Origin of the sequence: Streptococcus sp. sy004 (genome assembly GCF_007859205.1) — a bacterium.
GTDB lineage: Bacteria > Bacillota > Bacilli > Lactobacillales > Streptococcaceae > Streptococcus.
The window spans coordinates 366,617-382,771 of record NZ_VOHP01000001.1 but is presented as its reverse complement, the minus strand read 5'-3'; the positions used below and the strand labels follow the sequence as shown (position 1 = coordinate 382,771).

Annotated in this window: 16 protein-coding genes, 1 pseudogene and 1 other annotated feature; of the genes and pseudogenes, 2 read left to right on the top strand and 15 right to left on the bottom strand. The window is 36.5% G+C overall.

Annotated elements, in window-relative coordinates; translation table 11 throughout:
* Positions 1-75 precede the first annotated feature (75 nt).
* The 9 genes and pseudogenes from xerS to FRX54_RS06405 form a co-directional block, all read right to left on the bottom strand.
* Entirely contained in the window at positions 76-1,146 is a 1,071-nt protein-coding gene (gene xerS, locus FRX54_RS01990; protein WP_146460454.1) for a tyrosine recombinase XerS, read from the bottom strand.
* 372 nt (positions 1,147-1,518) lie between these two features.
* Positions 1,519-3,117: a cardiolipin synthase gene (gene cls, locus FRX54_RS01985; protein WP_146460768.1), complete on the bottom strand. Its 1,599-nt coding sequence runs from the start codon at positions 3,115-3,117 to the stop codon at positions 1,519-1,521.
* A 554-nt stretch (positions 3,118-3,671) separates the two neighbouring features.
* Positions 3,672-3,935: a type II toxin-antitoxin system RelE/ParE family toxin gene (locus FRX54_RS01980; protein WP_146460451.1), complete on the bottom strand. Its 264-nt coding sequence runs from the start codon at positions 3,933-3,935 to the stop codon at positions 3,672-3,674.
* Positions 3,925-4,164, bottom strand: coding sequence for a type II toxin-antitoxin system RelB family antitoxin (relB, locus tag FRX54_RS01975; protein WP_146460449.1), 240 nt, complete (start codon positions 4,162-4,164; stop codon positions 3,925-3,927). The genes FRX54_RS01980 and relB overlap by 11 nt, the downstream gene beginning before the upstream one ends.
* Positions 4,165-4,693: 529 nt before the next feature.
* Entirely contained in the window at positions 4,694-5,878 is a 1,185-nt protein-coding gene (locus FRX54_RS01970) for a site-specific integrase (RefSeq protein ID WP_146460447.1), read from the bottom strand.
* A 14-nt stretch (positions 5,879-5,892) separates the two neighbouring features.
* Entirely contained in the window at positions 5,893-6,120 is a 228-nt protein-coding gene (locus FRX54_RS01965) for a DUF3173 family protein (protein ID WP_146460445.1), read from the bottom strand.
* Positions 6,121-6,174: 54 nt separating this feature from the next.
* Positions 6,175-7,043: pseudogene (locus tag FRX54_RS01960) on the bottom strand (replicative protein).
* 231 nt (positions 7,044-7,274) lie between these two features.
* Positions 7,275-8,627, bottom strand: a complete 1,353-nt coding sequence (locus FRX54_RS01955; RefSeq protein WP_186652414.1) for an ATP-binding protein — start codon at positions 8,625-8,627, stop codon at positions 7,275-7,277.
* A gap of 47 nt (positions 8,628-8,674) precedes the next feature.
* Positions 8,675-8,911 (bottom strand): hypothetical protein, encoded by a 237-nt coding sequence (locus tag FRX54_RS06405; protein ID WP_261379609.1) that lies wholly within the window; start codon positions 8,909-8,911, stop codon positions 8,675-8,677.
* 485 nt (positions 8,912-9,396) lie between these two features.
* Between FRX54_RS06405 and FRX54_RS01945 the strand changes: the two genes are divergently transcribed.
* Positions 9,397-9,996, top strand: a complete 600-nt coding sequence (locus tag FRX54_RS01945; protein WP_146460439.1) for a hypothetical protein — start codon at positions 9,397-9,399, stop codon at positions 9,994-9,996.
* A 238-nt stretch (positions 9,997-10,234) separates the two neighbouring features.
* Here FRX54_RS01945 and rplL read toward each other — a convergent pair whose 3' ends face one another.
* The 6 genes from rplL to FRX54_RS01910 all read right to left on the bottom strand — a co-directional run bounded on the left by rplL (position 10,235) and on the right by FRX54_RS01910 (position 14,798).
* A complete protein-coding gene (gene rplL / locus FRX54_RS01940; protein WP_146460436.1) occupies positions 10,235-10,603 on the bottom strand; it encodes a 50S ribosomal protein L7/L12 in 369 nt (122 codons plus the stop codon).
* 71 nt (positions 10,604-10,674) lie between these two features.
* Positions 10,675-11,175, bottom strand: coding sequence for a 50S ribosomal protein L10 (rplJ, locus tag FRX54_RS01935; RefSeq protein ID WP_146460434.1), 501 nt, complete (start codon positions 11,173-11,175; stop codon positions 10,675-10,677).
* Positions 11,176-11,201: 26 nt separating this feature from the next.
* Positions 11,202-11,330: a sequence feature (ribosomal protein L10 leader region), on the bottom strand.
* A gap of 85 nt (positions 11,331-11,415) precedes the next feature.
* Positions 11,416-12,012, bottom strand: a complete 597-nt coding sequence (yihA, locus tag FRX54_RS01930; protein ID WP_146460432.1) for a ribosome biogenesis GTP-binding protein YihA/YsxC — start codon at positions 12,010-12,012, stop codon at positions 11,416-11,418.
* 9 nt (positions 12,013-12,021) lie between these two features.
* On the bottom strand, positions 12,022-13,233 hold the full coding sequence (gene clpX, locus FRX54_RS01925; RefSeq protein ID WP_398586610.1) for an ATP-dependent Clp protease ATP-binding subunit ClpX: 1,212 nt from the start codon (positions 13,231-13,233) through the stop codon (positions 12,022-12,024).
* Between the two features lie 208 nt (positions 13,234-13,441).
* Positions 13,442-13,945 carry a dihydrofolate reductase gene (locus FRX54_RS01915; RefSeq protein ID WP_146460426.1) on the bottom strand — a complete coding sequence of 168 codons (504 nt, stop codon included), beginning with the start codon at positions 13,943-13,945 and terminating at the stop codon, positions 13,442-13,444.
* A gap of 13 nt (positions 13,946-13,958) precedes the next feature.
* On the bottom strand, positions 13,959-14,798 hold the full coding sequence (locus FRX54_RS01910) for a thymidylate synthase (RefSeq protein WP_146460424.1): 840 nt from the start codon (positions 14,796-14,798) through the stop codon (positions 13,959-13,961).
* Between the two features lie 186 nt (positions 14,799-14,984).
* Between FRX54_RS01910 and FRX54_RS01905 the strand changes: the two genes are divergently transcribed.
* Positions 14,985-16,154, top strand: coding sequence for a hydroxymethylglutaryl-CoA synthase (locus tag FRX54_RS01905; RefSeq protein ID WP_146460422.1), 1,170 nt, complete (start codon positions 14,985-14,987; stop codon positions 16,152-16,154).
* Position 16,155 lies beyond the last annotated feature (1 nt).

The following is a 16,155-nucleotide window of genomic DNA, read 5'->3' as shown; positions in this document are numbered from 1 at the left end:
CTTTTCTTGTGCTCCACTTTTAAAAAAAATCAGTCCTAAGCAGCAGATAATTATTTTACATAAATTTTATTATGTTTACAAGTTGTCCAAGGCATTTTTTTGCTCATCATCAACAATATGAGTATAAAGATCTGTGACTTGAGTATTGGCATGGCCTAATTGATGACTAACCAAAACTTGAGATTTTGTCGCATCATACAGTCGAGTAGCTAGCGTGTGACGCAATTTATGTGGGGTAACACGAACCTTAAAGTCAGCAGAGTATTTAGCCACCATTTTTTCAATGCTTGAAGCATCCATGCGGTTCACCTTGCCTGCATATTCTGATAAAAAGAGAGCTAAGTCAGTTTTATCAGCTTTATAACGTACTTGGCGAATCGCTAGGTAATTTTCCAAGTAAGGCTTAGCAAAAGCAGCAATATTAACAGAATCACGTTTCCCACCTTTTCTAATCACATCAATCACCATGATATTCATGTTAAGATCTTTAAGATCAAGATTGACTGCCTCTGACAGACGGACACCAGAAGCGAGTAGAAGGGCTAAAATAGCCAAATCACGCTCCTTGTTTTTTTGAAAAGAAGAACGAGCTCGAGGAGATAACTTGACAGCATAATCGTGTTCCACATGGTCTAAAAAGGCCATTGTTTCGTCTCCCAAAAATAATTTTTGCTTAATTTGTTCAGCCCTAGCTGCTAATGTTTCTTTTTTTTTCTTTGTTGAAACCTTTTTCATGACATTTCGATAGAAATAAGGTTCACCATTTTGATTTTCAACCTCTTCGGTCAAATACTTGTACAAGCTAGATAAGGCTGATAAGCTACGGTTGATTGTCGTTTGGGATAGACCATTTTTGTGGGTATTGGCATTTAACAAAGGACGTTCACGTAAATAAAGGATGAAAGCCTCCATATCTTTTTTAGTCAAATGCTCCAAAGTCTCTAAAGGAATCTCAGAAATAGTCGCTACCTGACTTAAACCAGAATCTAAAATCCAAGCAAAAAAACGTCGGTATTCTTTCAAATATTCATAGAGGGTTGTCAAGCTATAAGGAATTGCCAATTTTGACTGATAGTACTCCAAAACATACCAAGGCATCATCTGTTTCAAGTCATCAATTTTTTCGAGTAGTAGTTCACGACGCATAAGATATCCTCCATATTTATATAGCTAGTATAACATATACTTCATCATTTTTCAAGAAAATTATAGTTTTTCGGAAAGATATAAGGTATAAAATCTACAAAAATTATTTACTGCTAAATTTCCCTTATAAAACAACTGACTAAAACTAGTAAACTTAATCTTAATTTTTCTGCTTGTTATTAACTAATTACATTTTTCGACAATAAAAAATCCCCTCTGATATAGAGGGGATAGGGCATCAAATCATGATGTGATAGGAAGGTTCACACAACCTATCAACGTCGGCTCCTGCCTTATGACGTCCCATGCTCAATAATGATTTATTAACTAAATCATGTATCGACTCATCGCATGCTATTTATCATATCATATTTAAAGTAAAGGTGCAATAGTTTTAACGACATAACCAGTTAGTTTTGTTGCTAAGGGTTCTTCTTTTAAGTTTTCTAAGCTGACTTGACGACAGTGACTTAAGGTTTGCTGAACGTCTTGTTCAATTTGCTTGATTGCTGGGACTTTATAAAGATAGGTTGCACATTCAAAATGGTGATACAAACTACGATAATCTAGGTTAATAGTTCCAACAACAGCTTTAATATGATCACTAACAAACACTTTAGCATGAACAAAACCAGGGGTGTATTCATAGATTTTAACACCAGATTTTAACAAGGTTTTATAATAAGTCTTAGCCAAGGCATAAGGTACTTGCTTATCAGGAATACCAGGTAAAATCAAACGAACATCGACACCACGTTCAGCGGCAAACTTAATGGCATGCTCAAGCTCACTATTTAAGATTAAATAAGGGGTCATGATATAAACATAGTCACGAGCATGATTAAGCAGGTCAATATAGACATTTTCCCCTATCTTATCAGAGTCAAGAGGGGAATCACCATAAGGAATCACATAGCCATCTTCTTTTTTACTTGCTTCTTGATGCCTAGGCAGATAAGCAGAAAAATCAGGATTACTATCTGTGATTGACCACATTTGCAAGAATAAAACTGTAAAAGTATCAACAGCTTTACCTTCTAACATGATGGCACTGTCTTTCCAATGACCAAAACGTTCAATATGGTTAATGTATTCATCGGCTAGATTGACACCACCTGTGAACGCAACCTTACCATCAATCACAACAATTTTTCGATGATCACGATAATTATAATAGGTCGAAATAAAAGGAGAGATACCTAGAAAGGCCTTAGCCTTGATTCCCAAGGTTTCCAAACGTTTTGTGTAATCAAATGATAGCGTTGAAAACTCAATCATGCCATCATACATCACTCTGACCTCTACTCCTTCGCTAGCTTTTTTTTCCAAAATCGCTAAGATTTCCCCCCACATCAGACCTTCATCAATAATAAAGTATTCTAAAAAGATATACTTTTTAGCCTGAAAGAGTTGACGTTTGAGTTCAGCAAATTTAGCTTCACCACTAGGGAAATAAGTCACTTTAGTCCCTTGATAGACTGGAAAACCATCTCGAGTTCGTTGAAAATACTTGACAAGATTATAGGTAGTCGATTTTTCTTTTTTTAATTGATTGGTTACTTTAATATTATCAGATAAATAAGGCTGACTCATGGTCGTTAATTCAGCCAATCGAGTTTTTAAACCACGATAACCCCAATCAACTTTGGTATAAATCAGGAATAAAACGCCTAAAAGTGGCGTCAACATAATCAATAACGACCAAGTCAGACGAGAAAGGGCATCCATCTCACTATTGATTAAGTATAAAATAGCTGCCAAACCTAAGACAATTTCTAAGGCTCGGAAATAAGCTTGATATTGATTAAACCAAGAAAATGTTGCCATAAGAAAAAGAACTTGGATAATTAAGAGAATGGCAATCACGGTTGTTCGACTAAAAATTCCTCTTAATAAACTACGTCGTCCCTTATCTAATAAATACCTGGTCTTTAGTTTGTTCTTGTTTTTTTGATTTTTCTTGGTGCTCATTCTAATCCTTTCCATCATTTATGCTCCATAATATTTTATCATAATTGGACCATTTTTTGGAAAAAGAGGTTAGTAAAAATTAAAATAATCCAAGAATAGAATAGCTAACAATATCATGACTATTAAAACAACCGCAATAATTTGGACAAATAAAAATCACTTAGAATGCTCTAGGTGCTGAATTAAGTTTCCCTTAAAAACTACTTTGCTGTCAGTTGATTATTTTTTCTTAGCATATCAACCAATCTTCCTTCTCTTATTTTATATACTGAATCTCGTTTCGAAGATAGTTTATAGGTTTTTACATAGTTTTCCACGAATTTTTTATCCTTAAAAGTTCTAATCTCATCCGGAAAGAGCACAAATATTGAATAACCTATTTTCGTTAATTATTTATCACTGGCTGATTTTAAAAAAGAGAAGCTAACATTAAACATTGGGTGATGCAAGTATAAATGATTTTTTTACCCTACCCTTTATACTTTTAAACAGTTTTAGAAAACGCTCTTAAATCATTTTGTAACTCTAAACTTATTACATTTAAATGCGAATCCTTAATAAATATCTCGACGATGACCAACCGATATTGCCAAAACAACTAATTCATCGTCTATAATCTCACAAATAACACGATAATCACCAATACGATAACGCCATTGCCCTGAACGATTAGAGGTTAAACCTTTTCCTTTTTGTTTTGGATCAGACTGTCCATCAACATTTTTAGACAAGTATTTTAAAATCAGATTTGCTGTTGCTTTATCTAATTTTTGCAATTGTTTTTGTACTTTTGCAGATAAAATTACTTTATAAGTCAACACCTAACTCCTTAGCCATTTCTTCTAGAGTTATTGGGGCATAGCCATTCTTAATATCTTCAAGATATTCCTGATAAGCAAGCTCACCAACACGAGCATCATACTCATCTTCTAAAGCTTCAAGAGTTTTTGTACGAATCAATTCTGAAAGAGAAACTCCTTCGAACTTAGCCATTGCTTGCATAAATGTTTTATCTGCTTCAGAGACTTTCAAGGTAATTGTTGTCACATCGATTCTCCTTTTAATTTTTTAGTAATATCATTGTATTACCAAATAATCTAAAAAGCAAGCAAAAAAGCACTTAGATAAAATCCAAGTGCTTTAAGAGTAGTGGACGGTATGCCTGTTCCGTAATCTCATGTTATAAAACTGCGTAGCGACACTAAATTCTCTACTTCACTTCTCTTCATTAAGATTGTATCAAAATTACTTTTAATTGTCATAATTTTTCATTAATATCATTCTGATTATCTTATTAGATATTCTTATAGCTGCATATTCTTCTTGTATCAAGTCATTATCGAGTTGAGCAAGATTTGAAAATAAAATTAGTTGTCTGTTCTGTGTTCTTTCTAGTAGTTGATGTTTTAGATAATCTTTATTAATAATTTGCACCTTATCAAACAAAAAGAAAACCCACTACCCCGAAGAATAGTGGATTTATCATTTCAAGCTACTTGAGTAGTCACTCTATTATTTAAGAGTAACATAGGCGTTACTCCTTGAAATCGTTGGTATAAAGCGTTTTTCTGTTTAGTTAATTGAATGTGGGGGTGTCTAACGGGGTGTCAGATTTTAGCCCCTCTTTGTTTAATAAGTCGGTAATTTCAGACCCTATACTACTTTGATGAGCGTAATAATGCGAATACATGTTAAGAGTGGTTGCCTTATCAATCCGTCCTGACCTTTGCGACACCAGTAAGACATCTTTTTTCAATACGTTAATCATGAATGAATCGTGGGAATGGCGAAGCCCTTTGCCAGTGATAACAGGAATTCCTGCTTTTTCTGCGTGTCGTTTCAACATTCTACTCAAGGTACTTTTGACCATTGGCTCTCCGAATCTTGATAAGATGTAATCACTATCTGAATTAGCCACTTGAAGCTCTCGCCACCTGTTTAGGACTTTTACTGTTTCATCATCTAGGTCAACATATCGCATACCTGCTTCTGTCTTTGTTTGCTCTTTTCTGTGATAGATACCACCTTTTTTAGCTTCCAAAGTGGCATGAACAAAGATACGCTTGTTTTCTCTATCATAGTCTGACCAAAGCAATGCAAATCCCTCGCTGACACGGACACCAGTCATATAATAAAGCCAAACCGTGGTATATCGAAGTAAGTCTTCATAATCAGTTAGGTCAAAGGTTGTTAAAACTTTCTTGAACTCGTCAAACGTCCAGAATTTTGTATCAGGTCTAGCACCTTTTGGATTATCAAGACTCTTACAAGGGAAAGTTTTTATATATTCCATTCTCTCAGCGTAACCTAAACATTGTTTAAAACGTATCCAAACACATTTAGCGTAATTAGGGGCATAATTTTCAACCAACTTAAGCCGAAATCTTTCGCAATCTCGTGGTGTGATTTCCCTAAGTCTCTTCTTACCGAATTCTTTGATGAAGCTATCAAAGTGGGTAATAGCAGTACGATAAGTTGATTCCTGAACTGTCTGCTTATAGTATGGGATGAAAATATCTACTATATACTGTTCAAAGGTTAAATTGTAATCGGTATAATCAAATTTATCGTAAAATTCAATACGAGCCCTACACAGCTCGTCATAAGCCTGTTTCTCTGTTTTAAATGAGTTTCCCCATTGATCACGATAACGTTTGAAACGTTGACGTTTTCCAGTTGCTGAAGCCTTGAATTCCGTTTGGCAGTAGATACGACCTTTTTTGTCTCTAAAGACTCCTTTATATTTTTTATTTTTAGTCATTTCAGTTTTCCTCTCTATTGGGTCAACTGAAAACCTAAAAGCTCTTCGACTATTTCAATAGGAGCCAAGTCTAATCGTCGGTTGTTAAATGGCGATTTTTTTAATTTTAGCATATTATCCGAAGAATTACTAGTTTCATTAAATCGCTGGATTGCGATAGCCTTAGCTTCTCGGATAATTTGTTTTGAGCTAGTCATTGAAAAACCAAGTTCCATTAACTTTTTATGATTTATAGTTTTCATTTTTAGACCTCATCTTGTGTTATAATTGAGGTATCAGGAGATACCTACTTTATATCAATCTTCTGCGCTATTTTTAGCCCTGTCAGTTGCTCCGCTAAAAGTGTCTGACAGGCTTTTTATGTTGTCGTAAAACTCAGTCACATATTCCTTTTCACCGTAAGGTGTTTCGTGTCTGGTAGTCCTGGAAAAGTTAGGCGGGCTGTGAATATTAAACTTTTTCATAATTTCTCCCTTTGAAGTGGTTATCTCTAAAGGTTTTTCAATTCCTCTAGAGGTACGGTAAATTCTAACGCCTTTGGGTACATATAAAGCCTAGCCCCTTTCACTATGGATTTTTTATCGGAATTACTAGAGGAATCAAGTTGAAGATTAGAGAGATACGCTACTAGGTAGTTGCCGACCTTATCCGAGCTACGAAGACGCTTCGTTTTAGTGAAGCCTTTCGCCCATAGTTGTGATAATACATCGTTTGGAATAGTGAGTTCGGAATCGTTTTTCATAAGCACGTGCAAATGCCAACGCCGTGAGGCTTGTGGTTCAATTACTGCTATGTAATCAACCTTTCCAAATCCAGTACGAAGACGGCGCATAAATGCTTTGAAATCTTTATAGACAATATCTGGCTTCGTGATATGCTCACGATATGTTAGAGTTATCCAAAGTTGATTGTTTCCTCCAGTAAAATTATGAGCAACTAGACGGCGCAATTTTTTCATAGTTTGTTTCGCTGACTTCAGATTGTCTAAACGGGTGCTATTAGAAGTGTCCATGTCATGAATCTCTCCTGTTTCAAGATTCACGTAGCGTTTGCCCTCAATCACTTTTATAGTCTGTTCTTGTTGACCATTAGCAGTTGTCATTTCAACAGTATCGCCATAGATATAACTCTTGACGATTTTTTCGGAATCAATTATTTGAGTCATGATAGCTCTCCTTTTAATGTAATGTGCTTTTGTGAGACGCTTATCAAGTTAAAGCGTTAAATTTCCGATGATTAAATTCTGATTTATTCCATGATTTTGTTGACAACAGGTTCCCCAAGATGATTAAGCTGATTGTGTCGGCACGGACGAACAGAGTTCGACCGCACCGCCTCAACCAGTCTAAATTTATCTTAGCCTACTGTCCAACAAACTTTCACGGCATAAAAAAATTTAATCATCTGGTATCGCTTCAGCGTTATCCATACTTCTTGCAATGGCCTCCATGACTTGTTCTCTGTCTTTCACATAAGGAATCATGATACGCTGAACTGGTTGACCATATACCTGAGCAAATCCCTTACCAACTGGAGACGATTCAGGTTTGTCTGATTCATCGGTAATTTCAAAAATCATCCTAGCCCCTTCAGCGATGTTCCCACCAAGAGCTACTCTGATACTCAGGTTTCCTCGTCCTTCAGTACCCCCAAAATAGCTTGAATCAGCTTGTTGGAGTCCTACAATAAGCCGGTAGCCACCTTTCCCTGTTCCAAGGCTACGAGAGAGCCGTAGCATATCCTTAAATTGTCTTAAAAATTCGTCACGTTCTTTTTTAGTAGTGTAGCTCTCAACAAGGCTTGCTAGCTCATCAATGATGATATAGACGACTTTATCGCCAATATTCTCTACTCCAGTTTGGTAAGATTTGAACTGTTGATAGAGTTTCTCCCACAATATTTTAGTATCTTCCGCTGAGGCATAATGACTACTGATGCCATAAAATGAAGCCCAGTCCTTTCCCCTCTTGTAGTCAAGGATATAAAGTTCATCAACTTCATTTTTCAAAGAATTTATTAGCCACAGCCAGTAAGCTAAAGTTCCAGTTTTACCTGCGCCAGTACTTCCAACTAAGACTATATGACTCTTAAAATCAATCAACTGATGATTCCCTTTTCGATTAGCCCATAAGGGATATTTACCTTTCGTTTGTTCTCTAAGAGTTTCGCTATTACGATTGAGCAGAGAAATAGGAAGAGATTCCAGCTCTTTTTCACGCTCAACACGAGCTAACTCTGCAACTCTGCTCGCCTCATTCTCTACTATTTTGTCGATAAATAGTACTGGTACTGACCAATTAGAGGTTGTGCCAAAATTGTGTAAATACAATTCTCCGAGATTTCTAAAAGCCCAACCAAAATTCATGTTATAAGATTGGAGCCTCTCTGCGATGTCAGAGAGTTCGTTCTCTTTAGGTCTATACTTGAAATGGAGGACAAGACCATTATTAAACCAATTCCACCCTGCAAGAATACTCTTTAAATCCTCATCTGAATTTAAATCGACACTTAGGACAGCATTAAACCAATTGACAAACGAGTCATACCTTTCTTGTGATGTGGGTTCAGATACTTCTTGCTTATTCACTAACTGATTTTGAATAGAACTAATAATGGTCAGCACAGGTGCTATAGTAGTAGCTGCCAAACTAGCCACAACTTTCCCTAGTAAATCATTGCCTAACTCTTTTTCTATCCACTGATAAGAGGATATCCAGTTCTTTCTAAAGTCAGGAAATGTGATAAACATTATCAAAATGATAACGATAATTATACTCATATTTCTAACCTCTCAAATTACAATTCTATAGAGTCTTCGGCTCTAACCACTTGACCTGTTAAGCTGAGCTGATTCCGGTATTCCCCATAAATTGAAGCTTTCTCCACTTGGGTAATTTCGCAAGGAGTTACCATTGGTTGAAAATCAGAGTAATCACTAATTGAAGCGAATGGCACCTTGACGACGAGAAGCTCTCCTAGATTATTCTTGTCATTCGGATAGCTTGTGTCGTCAGCAAAAATTAGTAAAGACAATTTTACTCCTTTTTCGACCTCGTTCTCACCTTTTTCAATCCAGGGAGTGGCTGATACGAACCTAAGTTCTTTATTCGATAGGAATAAGGGAACGTTAAATTCTGTGAAGTGACTTAAATTTTTTAAAGCCATATATAATCCTCCTTTGGCTTTTAAGTTTTCCAAATAGGTGTAAAACCTGCTGAATTGGATAGTAATAATAGAATCAGCATTCTAAAACAATAAGAAAATGTCCGAGTAACAAGTTTTTGCTTGTTGGCTAGGATATGATAAGTTATACTTAACTTATCTGATTTAATCATAATACAGAAAAGTTTATAATGATAGACGGCAAAAAAAATGTCCGATTTATGGAGGATGAATATGGAGCACTTAGAATATTTTCAGGAACTCATCAATAAGAGATTAGAAAGAGAGTACAATGTAAAGACAGTTAACGGATTTATTAAAAAAAATATTCAGAGATATTAAAAAAACAATACGCTATGGATAAGCAAATCGGAGAGGTAACCAATCTTGAGAAATTTAGAGAAAAATATTTTAATACTGAAAATGATTTATACATAGATGATAGAACATTTAGACGGTGGCGGAAAAGACAGCTTAAAAATGGTTTACCGTCTAAATATTTCGATATTTTTCGTGATATGCCAGCAACTGAAAAATTATTTAATGAGTATTATTTGAAAAATTTTTCAGATTTGGTATTAAACCAAACTGAACAAATGTTCTTAAAAACTTGTTATGATTTAAGAGAAACACGCTTGCTTCAAATTATCGAGTATATATTGCCTATTCTAAAAAAGAAAGAAGATATGCCTTTTGAAGAGTATCTTGCAGAGTTTAAGAGAGCAGTTTGGGAATATGAAATATCTCAAGAGGATTTAAAGGAACATGAATTTGATGATTTACCTAGATATTCTTTTAATCGAAAGAGGTCTTCAATTTTAGTTTCTTATAAAATTGTAGAGGAGAAAACTGTTAAAAATTACATTTTGGAAAATAAAAAACAGCCAACAAATAGATTGGCTGAAATACTAAAACAAAATCATTTTCAAAGAGTCTTGAAAAATGAAAATTTGTGATGTTTACTTAAAGTATTTTATCAATTATTTAATGAAAAAAGATTAAAATAGAAAACCCCACCAAGAAAATTTTTGGTGGGGATATAAGCTATAACTCAAGAGTAAACAAAAACCCCCACAGCAATTTGTGGGAGTGTCTATGGGGGGATTTCAAATGAAACTTCCCATTTTTTAATCGCCTTAACTCAACGAAAAGGCTATAATACTAGGTTTTCAGCTTTAAACAATCAGTAATTGATTATTTAAGAGTAACTGAAGCTCCTGCTTCTTCAAGTTTAGCTTTGATTTCTTCAGCTTCAGCTGCTGGAACACCTTCTTTAAGCATAGATGGTGCACCATCAACGATAGCTTTAGCTTCTTTAAGGCCTTCACCTGTGATTTCACGAACAACTTTGATAACGCCAACTTTTTTGTCGCCAGCAGATGTCAATTCAACGTCGAATGAATCTTTAGCACCAGCATCATCAGCACCACCTGCAGCAGCAACTGCAACAGGAGCAGCAGCTGTTACACCAAATTCTTCTTCGATAGCTTTTACAAGATCGTTAAGCTCAAGGATTGAAGCTTCTTTAATTTCAGCAATAATGTTTTCAATGTTCAATGCCATTGTAATGTCCTCCAAATATGTTTTATAAATATGATAATTGTGGTAACACTAGGCTACCAAACTGCTTATAATTAAGCAGCACCTTCTTTGCTTTCTGCAACCGCTTTGACCGCGTACGCCACATTGCGAACTGGTGCTTGAAGTACAGATAGAAGCATAGAAAGAAGTCCTTCGCGGTTTGGCAATGTCGCAAGGGCAACGATTTCTTCCTTAGAAGCAACAGCACCTTCGATTGCACCACCTTTAATTTCAAGGGCTTCAGCAGTTTTTGAGAAATCGTTAAGGATTTTCGCAGGTGCGATAACATCTTCGTTTGAAAATGCAACTGCAGTTGGTCCTACAAAGACATTTTCCATACCTTCAAGACCAGCTTTTTCAGCAGCACGACGTAGGATTGAGTTTTTAATAACTTTGTACTCAACACCACTCTCACGAAGATTGCGACGTAGAACAGTATCTTGATCTACAGTCAATCCACGTGCGTCAACCACAACGATAGACGCTGCTGCTTTCATTTTCTCAGCAACAACTTCAACCAATTCTGCTTTTTTAGCAATACTTGCTTGACTCATTAGTTTTACCTCCGTTTTTATTTTGGCTAGGCACAAAAAAAGTGCCTAAACCCAGACACGAAAGTACAATACGCTCATAAATATCACGTTTTGTGCCTCGGTAGGATTTACGAGCTAGGCTCACCTACTGTCTTAGGTCAGTTTTATTTTAAAACCTCTATTATTATATCATTCTTTGTAAAAGCTGTCAAGGATTTTTATTTATTTTTTGAAAAAACTTCCTAAAAGATTAGGAAGTTTTCATAATTGCTCTAAAATGCTATCCCAAGCCTGGTCATAACCTTGTTTGGTTTCTGATGAAAAAACGATAAAGGTATCATTTTTATCAAAATCTAATTTTTTCTTAATTTCTGATTCGTGTTTATTCCACTTACCACGAGGAATTTTATCGGCCTTAGTGGCGACGATAATGACTGGAATTTCATAATATTTCAGAAATTCATACATTTGAACGTCTTCTGTTGTCGGCAAATGGCGAAGATCGACTAAGCTAACCACGGCTCTTAGATTATCTCTTGTGACCAGATATTCTTCAATCATTCTTCCCCATTTGGCACGTTCGGCTTTGGACACTTTAGCATAACCATAGCCTGGGACATCGACAAAGCGTAACTTATCATCAATATTATAAAAATTGAGTAACTGGGTTTTTCCAGGTTTACTGGACGTTCTAGCCAGGTTTTTACGACCTAATAAGGTGTTAATAAAACTGGACTTACCGACGTTTGAACGACCAGCCAAGGCAATTTCAGGCAAATCATCTTGGGGATAATGAGATTTATTGGCAGCACTGAGTTGGATAGTCGCATTATGGGTATTCAAATAAACTTCACTCATTCAACTCACCTATGCCGTTTCTAAGATAGGGCTATCAGTACCTTCAACGGCTGATTTGGTAATTCGTACCGTTGTGACATTTTGTTGACTTGGTACCTCAAACATGATGTCTAGCATGGTTTCTTCAATGATTGAACGTAAACCACGCGCACCAGTTTTGCGTTCGATAGCCTTTTGAGCGATTGCTTCTAGGGCAGCTTGTTCAAATTCTAGCGTGACACCATCATAAGATAATAAGGTTTGATATTGTTTAACCAAGGCATTGCGAGGTTCAGTCAAGATGTTAACCAAGTCATCTACTGTTAATTGCTCTAGAGCTGCTGTTACTGGTAATCGACCGATAAATTCAGGAATCAGTCCAAATTTTTGGATATCTTCAGCGATAATTTCTTGCATATAAGAGGCATCGTCAGCAATCTTGCGATTATTTTGACCAAAGCCAATGACTTTTTCACCTAAACGTTGTTTGACAATATCTTCAATGCCATCAAAAGCTCCACCCACGATGAAGAGAATATTTTTGGTATCAATTTGAATCATTTCTTGTTGAGGGTGTTTGCGCCCACCTTGAGGTGGCACACTGGCAACAGTTCCTTCAATGATTTTCAAAAGAGCTTGTTGCACTCCTTCACCTGATACGTCACGAGTAATTGAAACATTTTCACTTTTTTTGGCAATCTTATCAATTTCATCAACGTAGATAATGCCACGTTCCGCACGTTCAACATTATAATCTGCTGCTTGAATGAGTTTTAAGAGAATATTTTCGACATCTTCTCCTACATAGCCGGCTTCTGTTAAGGCAGTTGCATCTGCAATAGCAAAAGGAACATTCAAACTTTTGGCCAAGGTTTGAGCCAAGAACGTCTTCCCAGAACCAGTGGGGCCAATCATCAGGATATTTGATTTTTGTAAATCGACATCATCGTCTTCCCGGCTTTCTGTAAAGGTGATTCGTTTGTAGTGGTTGTAAACGGCAACAGCCAAGGCACGTTTAGCTCGGTCTTGTCCAATAACGTAGTTATTTAGAATCTCTAACAATTCTTTTGGTTTTGGCACTTCTGCCAAGTCGGCTAGAATGTCTTCTGCCAACTCTTCTTTGATAATTTCTTGTGATAAAGCCACACACTCATTACAGATATAAACATGCTTACCTGCAACAATTTTTCTCACTTCATTTTGATTTTTACCGCAAAATGAACAATTAACAATTTCAGTCATCGTATCTCCAGACATTTTTCACTTTCCTAATTAAATAATGTGCCATAAAAGGCATGAATGGTGTTGACAAGATTTGTAAAGGCATTTAATAAGAATAAAGTCCCTAATCCATAGCGTTTTTTCTTGATAGCTACTAGGGCGCATAAAACACAAATGCCACACAAAAAGGCGGTAAAGACACCGAAAACACTTCGTTGCATCCTAAAAATTACTCCTTATTTCTCTCTAAAACAACTATATGAAAATCATAAGCGTTTTTTTCATCTTTTTCATAAAATACATTTGATACTTGCTCAAAGGTAGTTAAATCTAGCTTTGGAAAATAGGTATCTCCGTCAAATTCTCCATCTACCTTGGTTACTATCAACCGGTCGTAATAAGGTTCAAACAAGCGATAAATCTCACTGCCCCCAGCAATATAGAGGTTCTTATCTTGTTTGTCAAACCATTCAAGAACTTCTTCTACGGAATGAAGTATCTGTACGCCCTGAGCTTGAAATGTCTTATCTCGGCTAAGAATTAAATTCGTTCGATTGGGTAAGGGACGTCCTCCCAAACCTTCAAACGTAACTCGTCCCATTAGAATAGCCTGTCCACTTGTTATGGCTTTAAAATGAGCTAAGTCTTTAGGAAGATGCCAAGGTAGGCGACCGTCTTTGCCAATTAGTCCCTTGTTGTCTTCTGCCCAAATAGCGCTTATTTTTTTTGTCATCAAGGCCTCATTTCTAAATTGCCAAGTCAAATGTTAACTGTGGTTTGATTGGGTCATAGTCCAGCAACTCAAAATCTTCTGGTTTGATCGCGAAAAAGTCGGTTTTATCTGGAACATTAAGTACCAATCTTGGTTGACACTGACTTGGTTGACGGCGTAATAGTTCTTCTGCCTGCTCAAATTGATTGTCATAGATGTGGAGATTATTAACAAAATAGAAGAATTTTCCTACCTGCCAACCAAAATGTTTGGCAATCATCATTTGCAAAGCCACATACTGCATGGCATTGATGTGATGAGCAACTAGCATATCGTTACTCCTTTGGGTTAATGTCGCATCCAGATAAATAACATCTCCAACCTGACGTACATCAAACATGGTCTGAAAGGCACAAGGCAAAAGCCCTTCTGATTCTTCAAATGCTTCATAGTCCCAAAGAGAAATCACATTACGGCGATTCCAAGGATTTTCTGCGAGTTGTTTTAGCAGTTTGTTGATAATGTCATGCTTTTTAACGACAGCACCATAACGTTGACCAATCGTACTCGTTTTGCCAACCTCCCAATCATTCCAATACTTGACCCCGTATTTGTCATTTAATAGTGACAAGTCGTTACTCTGATCTTGGTAAATCCAAAAAATTTCCTTGATAGCCGACTTTATCGGAATAGGACGCAAGGTGGTAATGGGAAATTCGCCTTGTGACAAATCATATTTGGCAAAAGCACCTGTGATATATTTAGAATGAGCAACACGTCCATCTTTATATTGGGGACGAGCTTGTTGACTAAAGACACCTGTTGTCATAATTTCTTTGATATTATCTTGAAATATCTGATCTGCTTTTGTCATGATTACCTCGTTTGTATTGATTACTTCTAGTTATTTTACCTAAATTAAATCAAAAAATCCAGTAAAAAAGATAGCTACCAATTAGCTTGACATCTCGAAGTTTTTTCAATGGCAAATGGGCTTTTTTATGTTAGAATTAAGAGCAACTAAATAAAGATAAACCTAAATGAGATAGGAGATAAAATCATGCTAATCGGCATTGATAAAATCGGTTTTGCAACCCCAAAATATCAATTAAAAATGACAGAACTGGCTATGGCTCGAGATGTTGAACCAGCCAAATATAGCGAAGGCTTGTTGCTAGACGCATTGAGCATTGCTCCAATTAGTGAAGATATTGTGACGTTAGCGGCCAGTGCAGCTCAAAGTATGCTCACTGATGAGGACAAAGAAAAAATTGACATGGTGATTGTGGCAACGGAGTCTAGTATTGACCAAAGTAAAGCGGCAGCCGTTTATGTTCATGCGTTGTTAGGCATTCAACCGTTTGCTAGAAGTTTTGAGATGAAAGAAGCTTGCTATAGTGCCACTGCTGCTCTCAATTATGCTAAATTACACATTGAAAAGTCGCCAACTTCTCGTGTCTTGGTTATTGCTAGTGACATTGCCAAATATGGTATTCAATCAGCAGGCGAGCCAACTCAGGGAGCAGGAAGCCTTGCTATGTTGGTCACTGCCAATCCACGAATACTGGCTTTTAAAGATGATAATGTCGCTCAAACTAGAGATGTCATGGACTTTTGGCGTCCAAATTATTCAGAGGTTCCTTTTGTCAATGGTATGTATTCGACCAAGCAATACTTAGATTCTTTGACAACTACTTGGGCAGAGTATCAAAAACGTACTGGTTTGACCATGGCTGATTTTACGGCTTTTTGTTTCCATCTTCCCTTCCCTAAACTAGCACTCAAGGGTTTAAACAAATTGATGACAAAAGACTTAGCTTTACCTCATCAAGAACAATTAAAGGAAAATTTTGAGCATTCGATCGCTTATAGCAAGCAAGTCGGAAACATCTATACCGGTTCACTTTACTTGGGATTACTTTCTCTTTTGGAAAATGCGAAAACACTACAAGCAGGTGACCGTCTTGGCTTTTTCAGCTATGGTAGCGGTGCTGTGTCTGAAATTTTTAGTGGGCTGTTAGTTGAAGGATTTGAGAATCAACTCTCATCGACTAGACAAAATGACTTAGATCAACGCACTCCTTTGTCTATCTCTGAGTATGAACAGCTTTTCTTTGAACAGGCTCAGTTAGATGAAAATGGCTCAGTTAGTTTTGCAGAGCACCAAACCAATACATTTAGATTAACTGGTATCGAGCAGCACCAAAGACAGTATAGCAAGGTGGACTAAG

Coding starts and splice junctions, on each gene's coding strand:
- xerS (WP_146460454.1), bottom strand. CDS start 1,146: ATGCGTCGTGAACTACTACTCGAAAAAATTGATGACTTGAAACAGATG.
- FRX54_RS01905 (WP_146460422.1), top strand. CDS start 14,985: ATGCTAATCGGCATTGATAAAATCGGTTTTGCAACCCCAAAATATCAA.
- cls (WP_146460768.1), bottom strand. CDS start 3,117: ATGAGCACCAAGAAAAATCAAAAAAACAAGAACAAACTAAAGACCAGG.
- FRX54_RS01910 (WP_146460424.1), bottom strand. CDS start 14,798: ATGACAAAAGCAGATCAGATATTTCAAGATAATATCAAAGAAATTATG.
- yihA (WP_146460432.1), bottom strand. CDS start 12,012: ATGAGTGAAGTTTATTTGAATACCCATAATGCGACTATCCAACTCAGT.
- rplL (WP_146460436.1), bottom strand. CDS start 10,603: ATGGCATTGAACATTGAAAACATTATTGCTGAAATTAAAGAAGCTTCA.
- FRX54_RS01965 (WP_146460445.1), bottom strand. CDS start 6,120: ATGAAAACTATAAATCATAAAAAGTTAATGGAACTTGGTTTTTCAATG.
- clpX (WP_398586610.1), bottom strand. CDS start 13,233: ATGACTGAAATTGTTAATTGTTCATTTTGCGGTAAAAATCAAAATGAA.
- FRX54_RS01915 (WP_146460426.1), bottom strand. CDS start 13,945: ATGACAAAAAAAATAAGCGCTATTTGGGCAGAAGACAACAAGGGACTA.
- FRX54_RS01945 (WP_146460439.1), top strand. CDS start 9,397: ATGGATAAGCAAATCGGAGAGGTAACCAATCTTGAGAAATTTAGAGAA.
- FRX54_RS01955 (WP_186652414.1), bottom strand. CDS start 8,627: ATGTTTATCACATTTCCTGACTTTAGAAAGAACTGGATATCCTCTTAT.
- FRX54_RS01970 (WP_146460447.1), bottom strand. CDS start 5,878: ATGACTAAAAATAAAAAATATAAAGGAGTCTTTAGAGACAAAAAAGGT.
- rplJ (WP_146460434.1), bottom strand. CDS start 11,175: ATGAGTCAAGCAAGTATTGCTAAAAAAGCAGAATTGGTTGAAGTTGTT.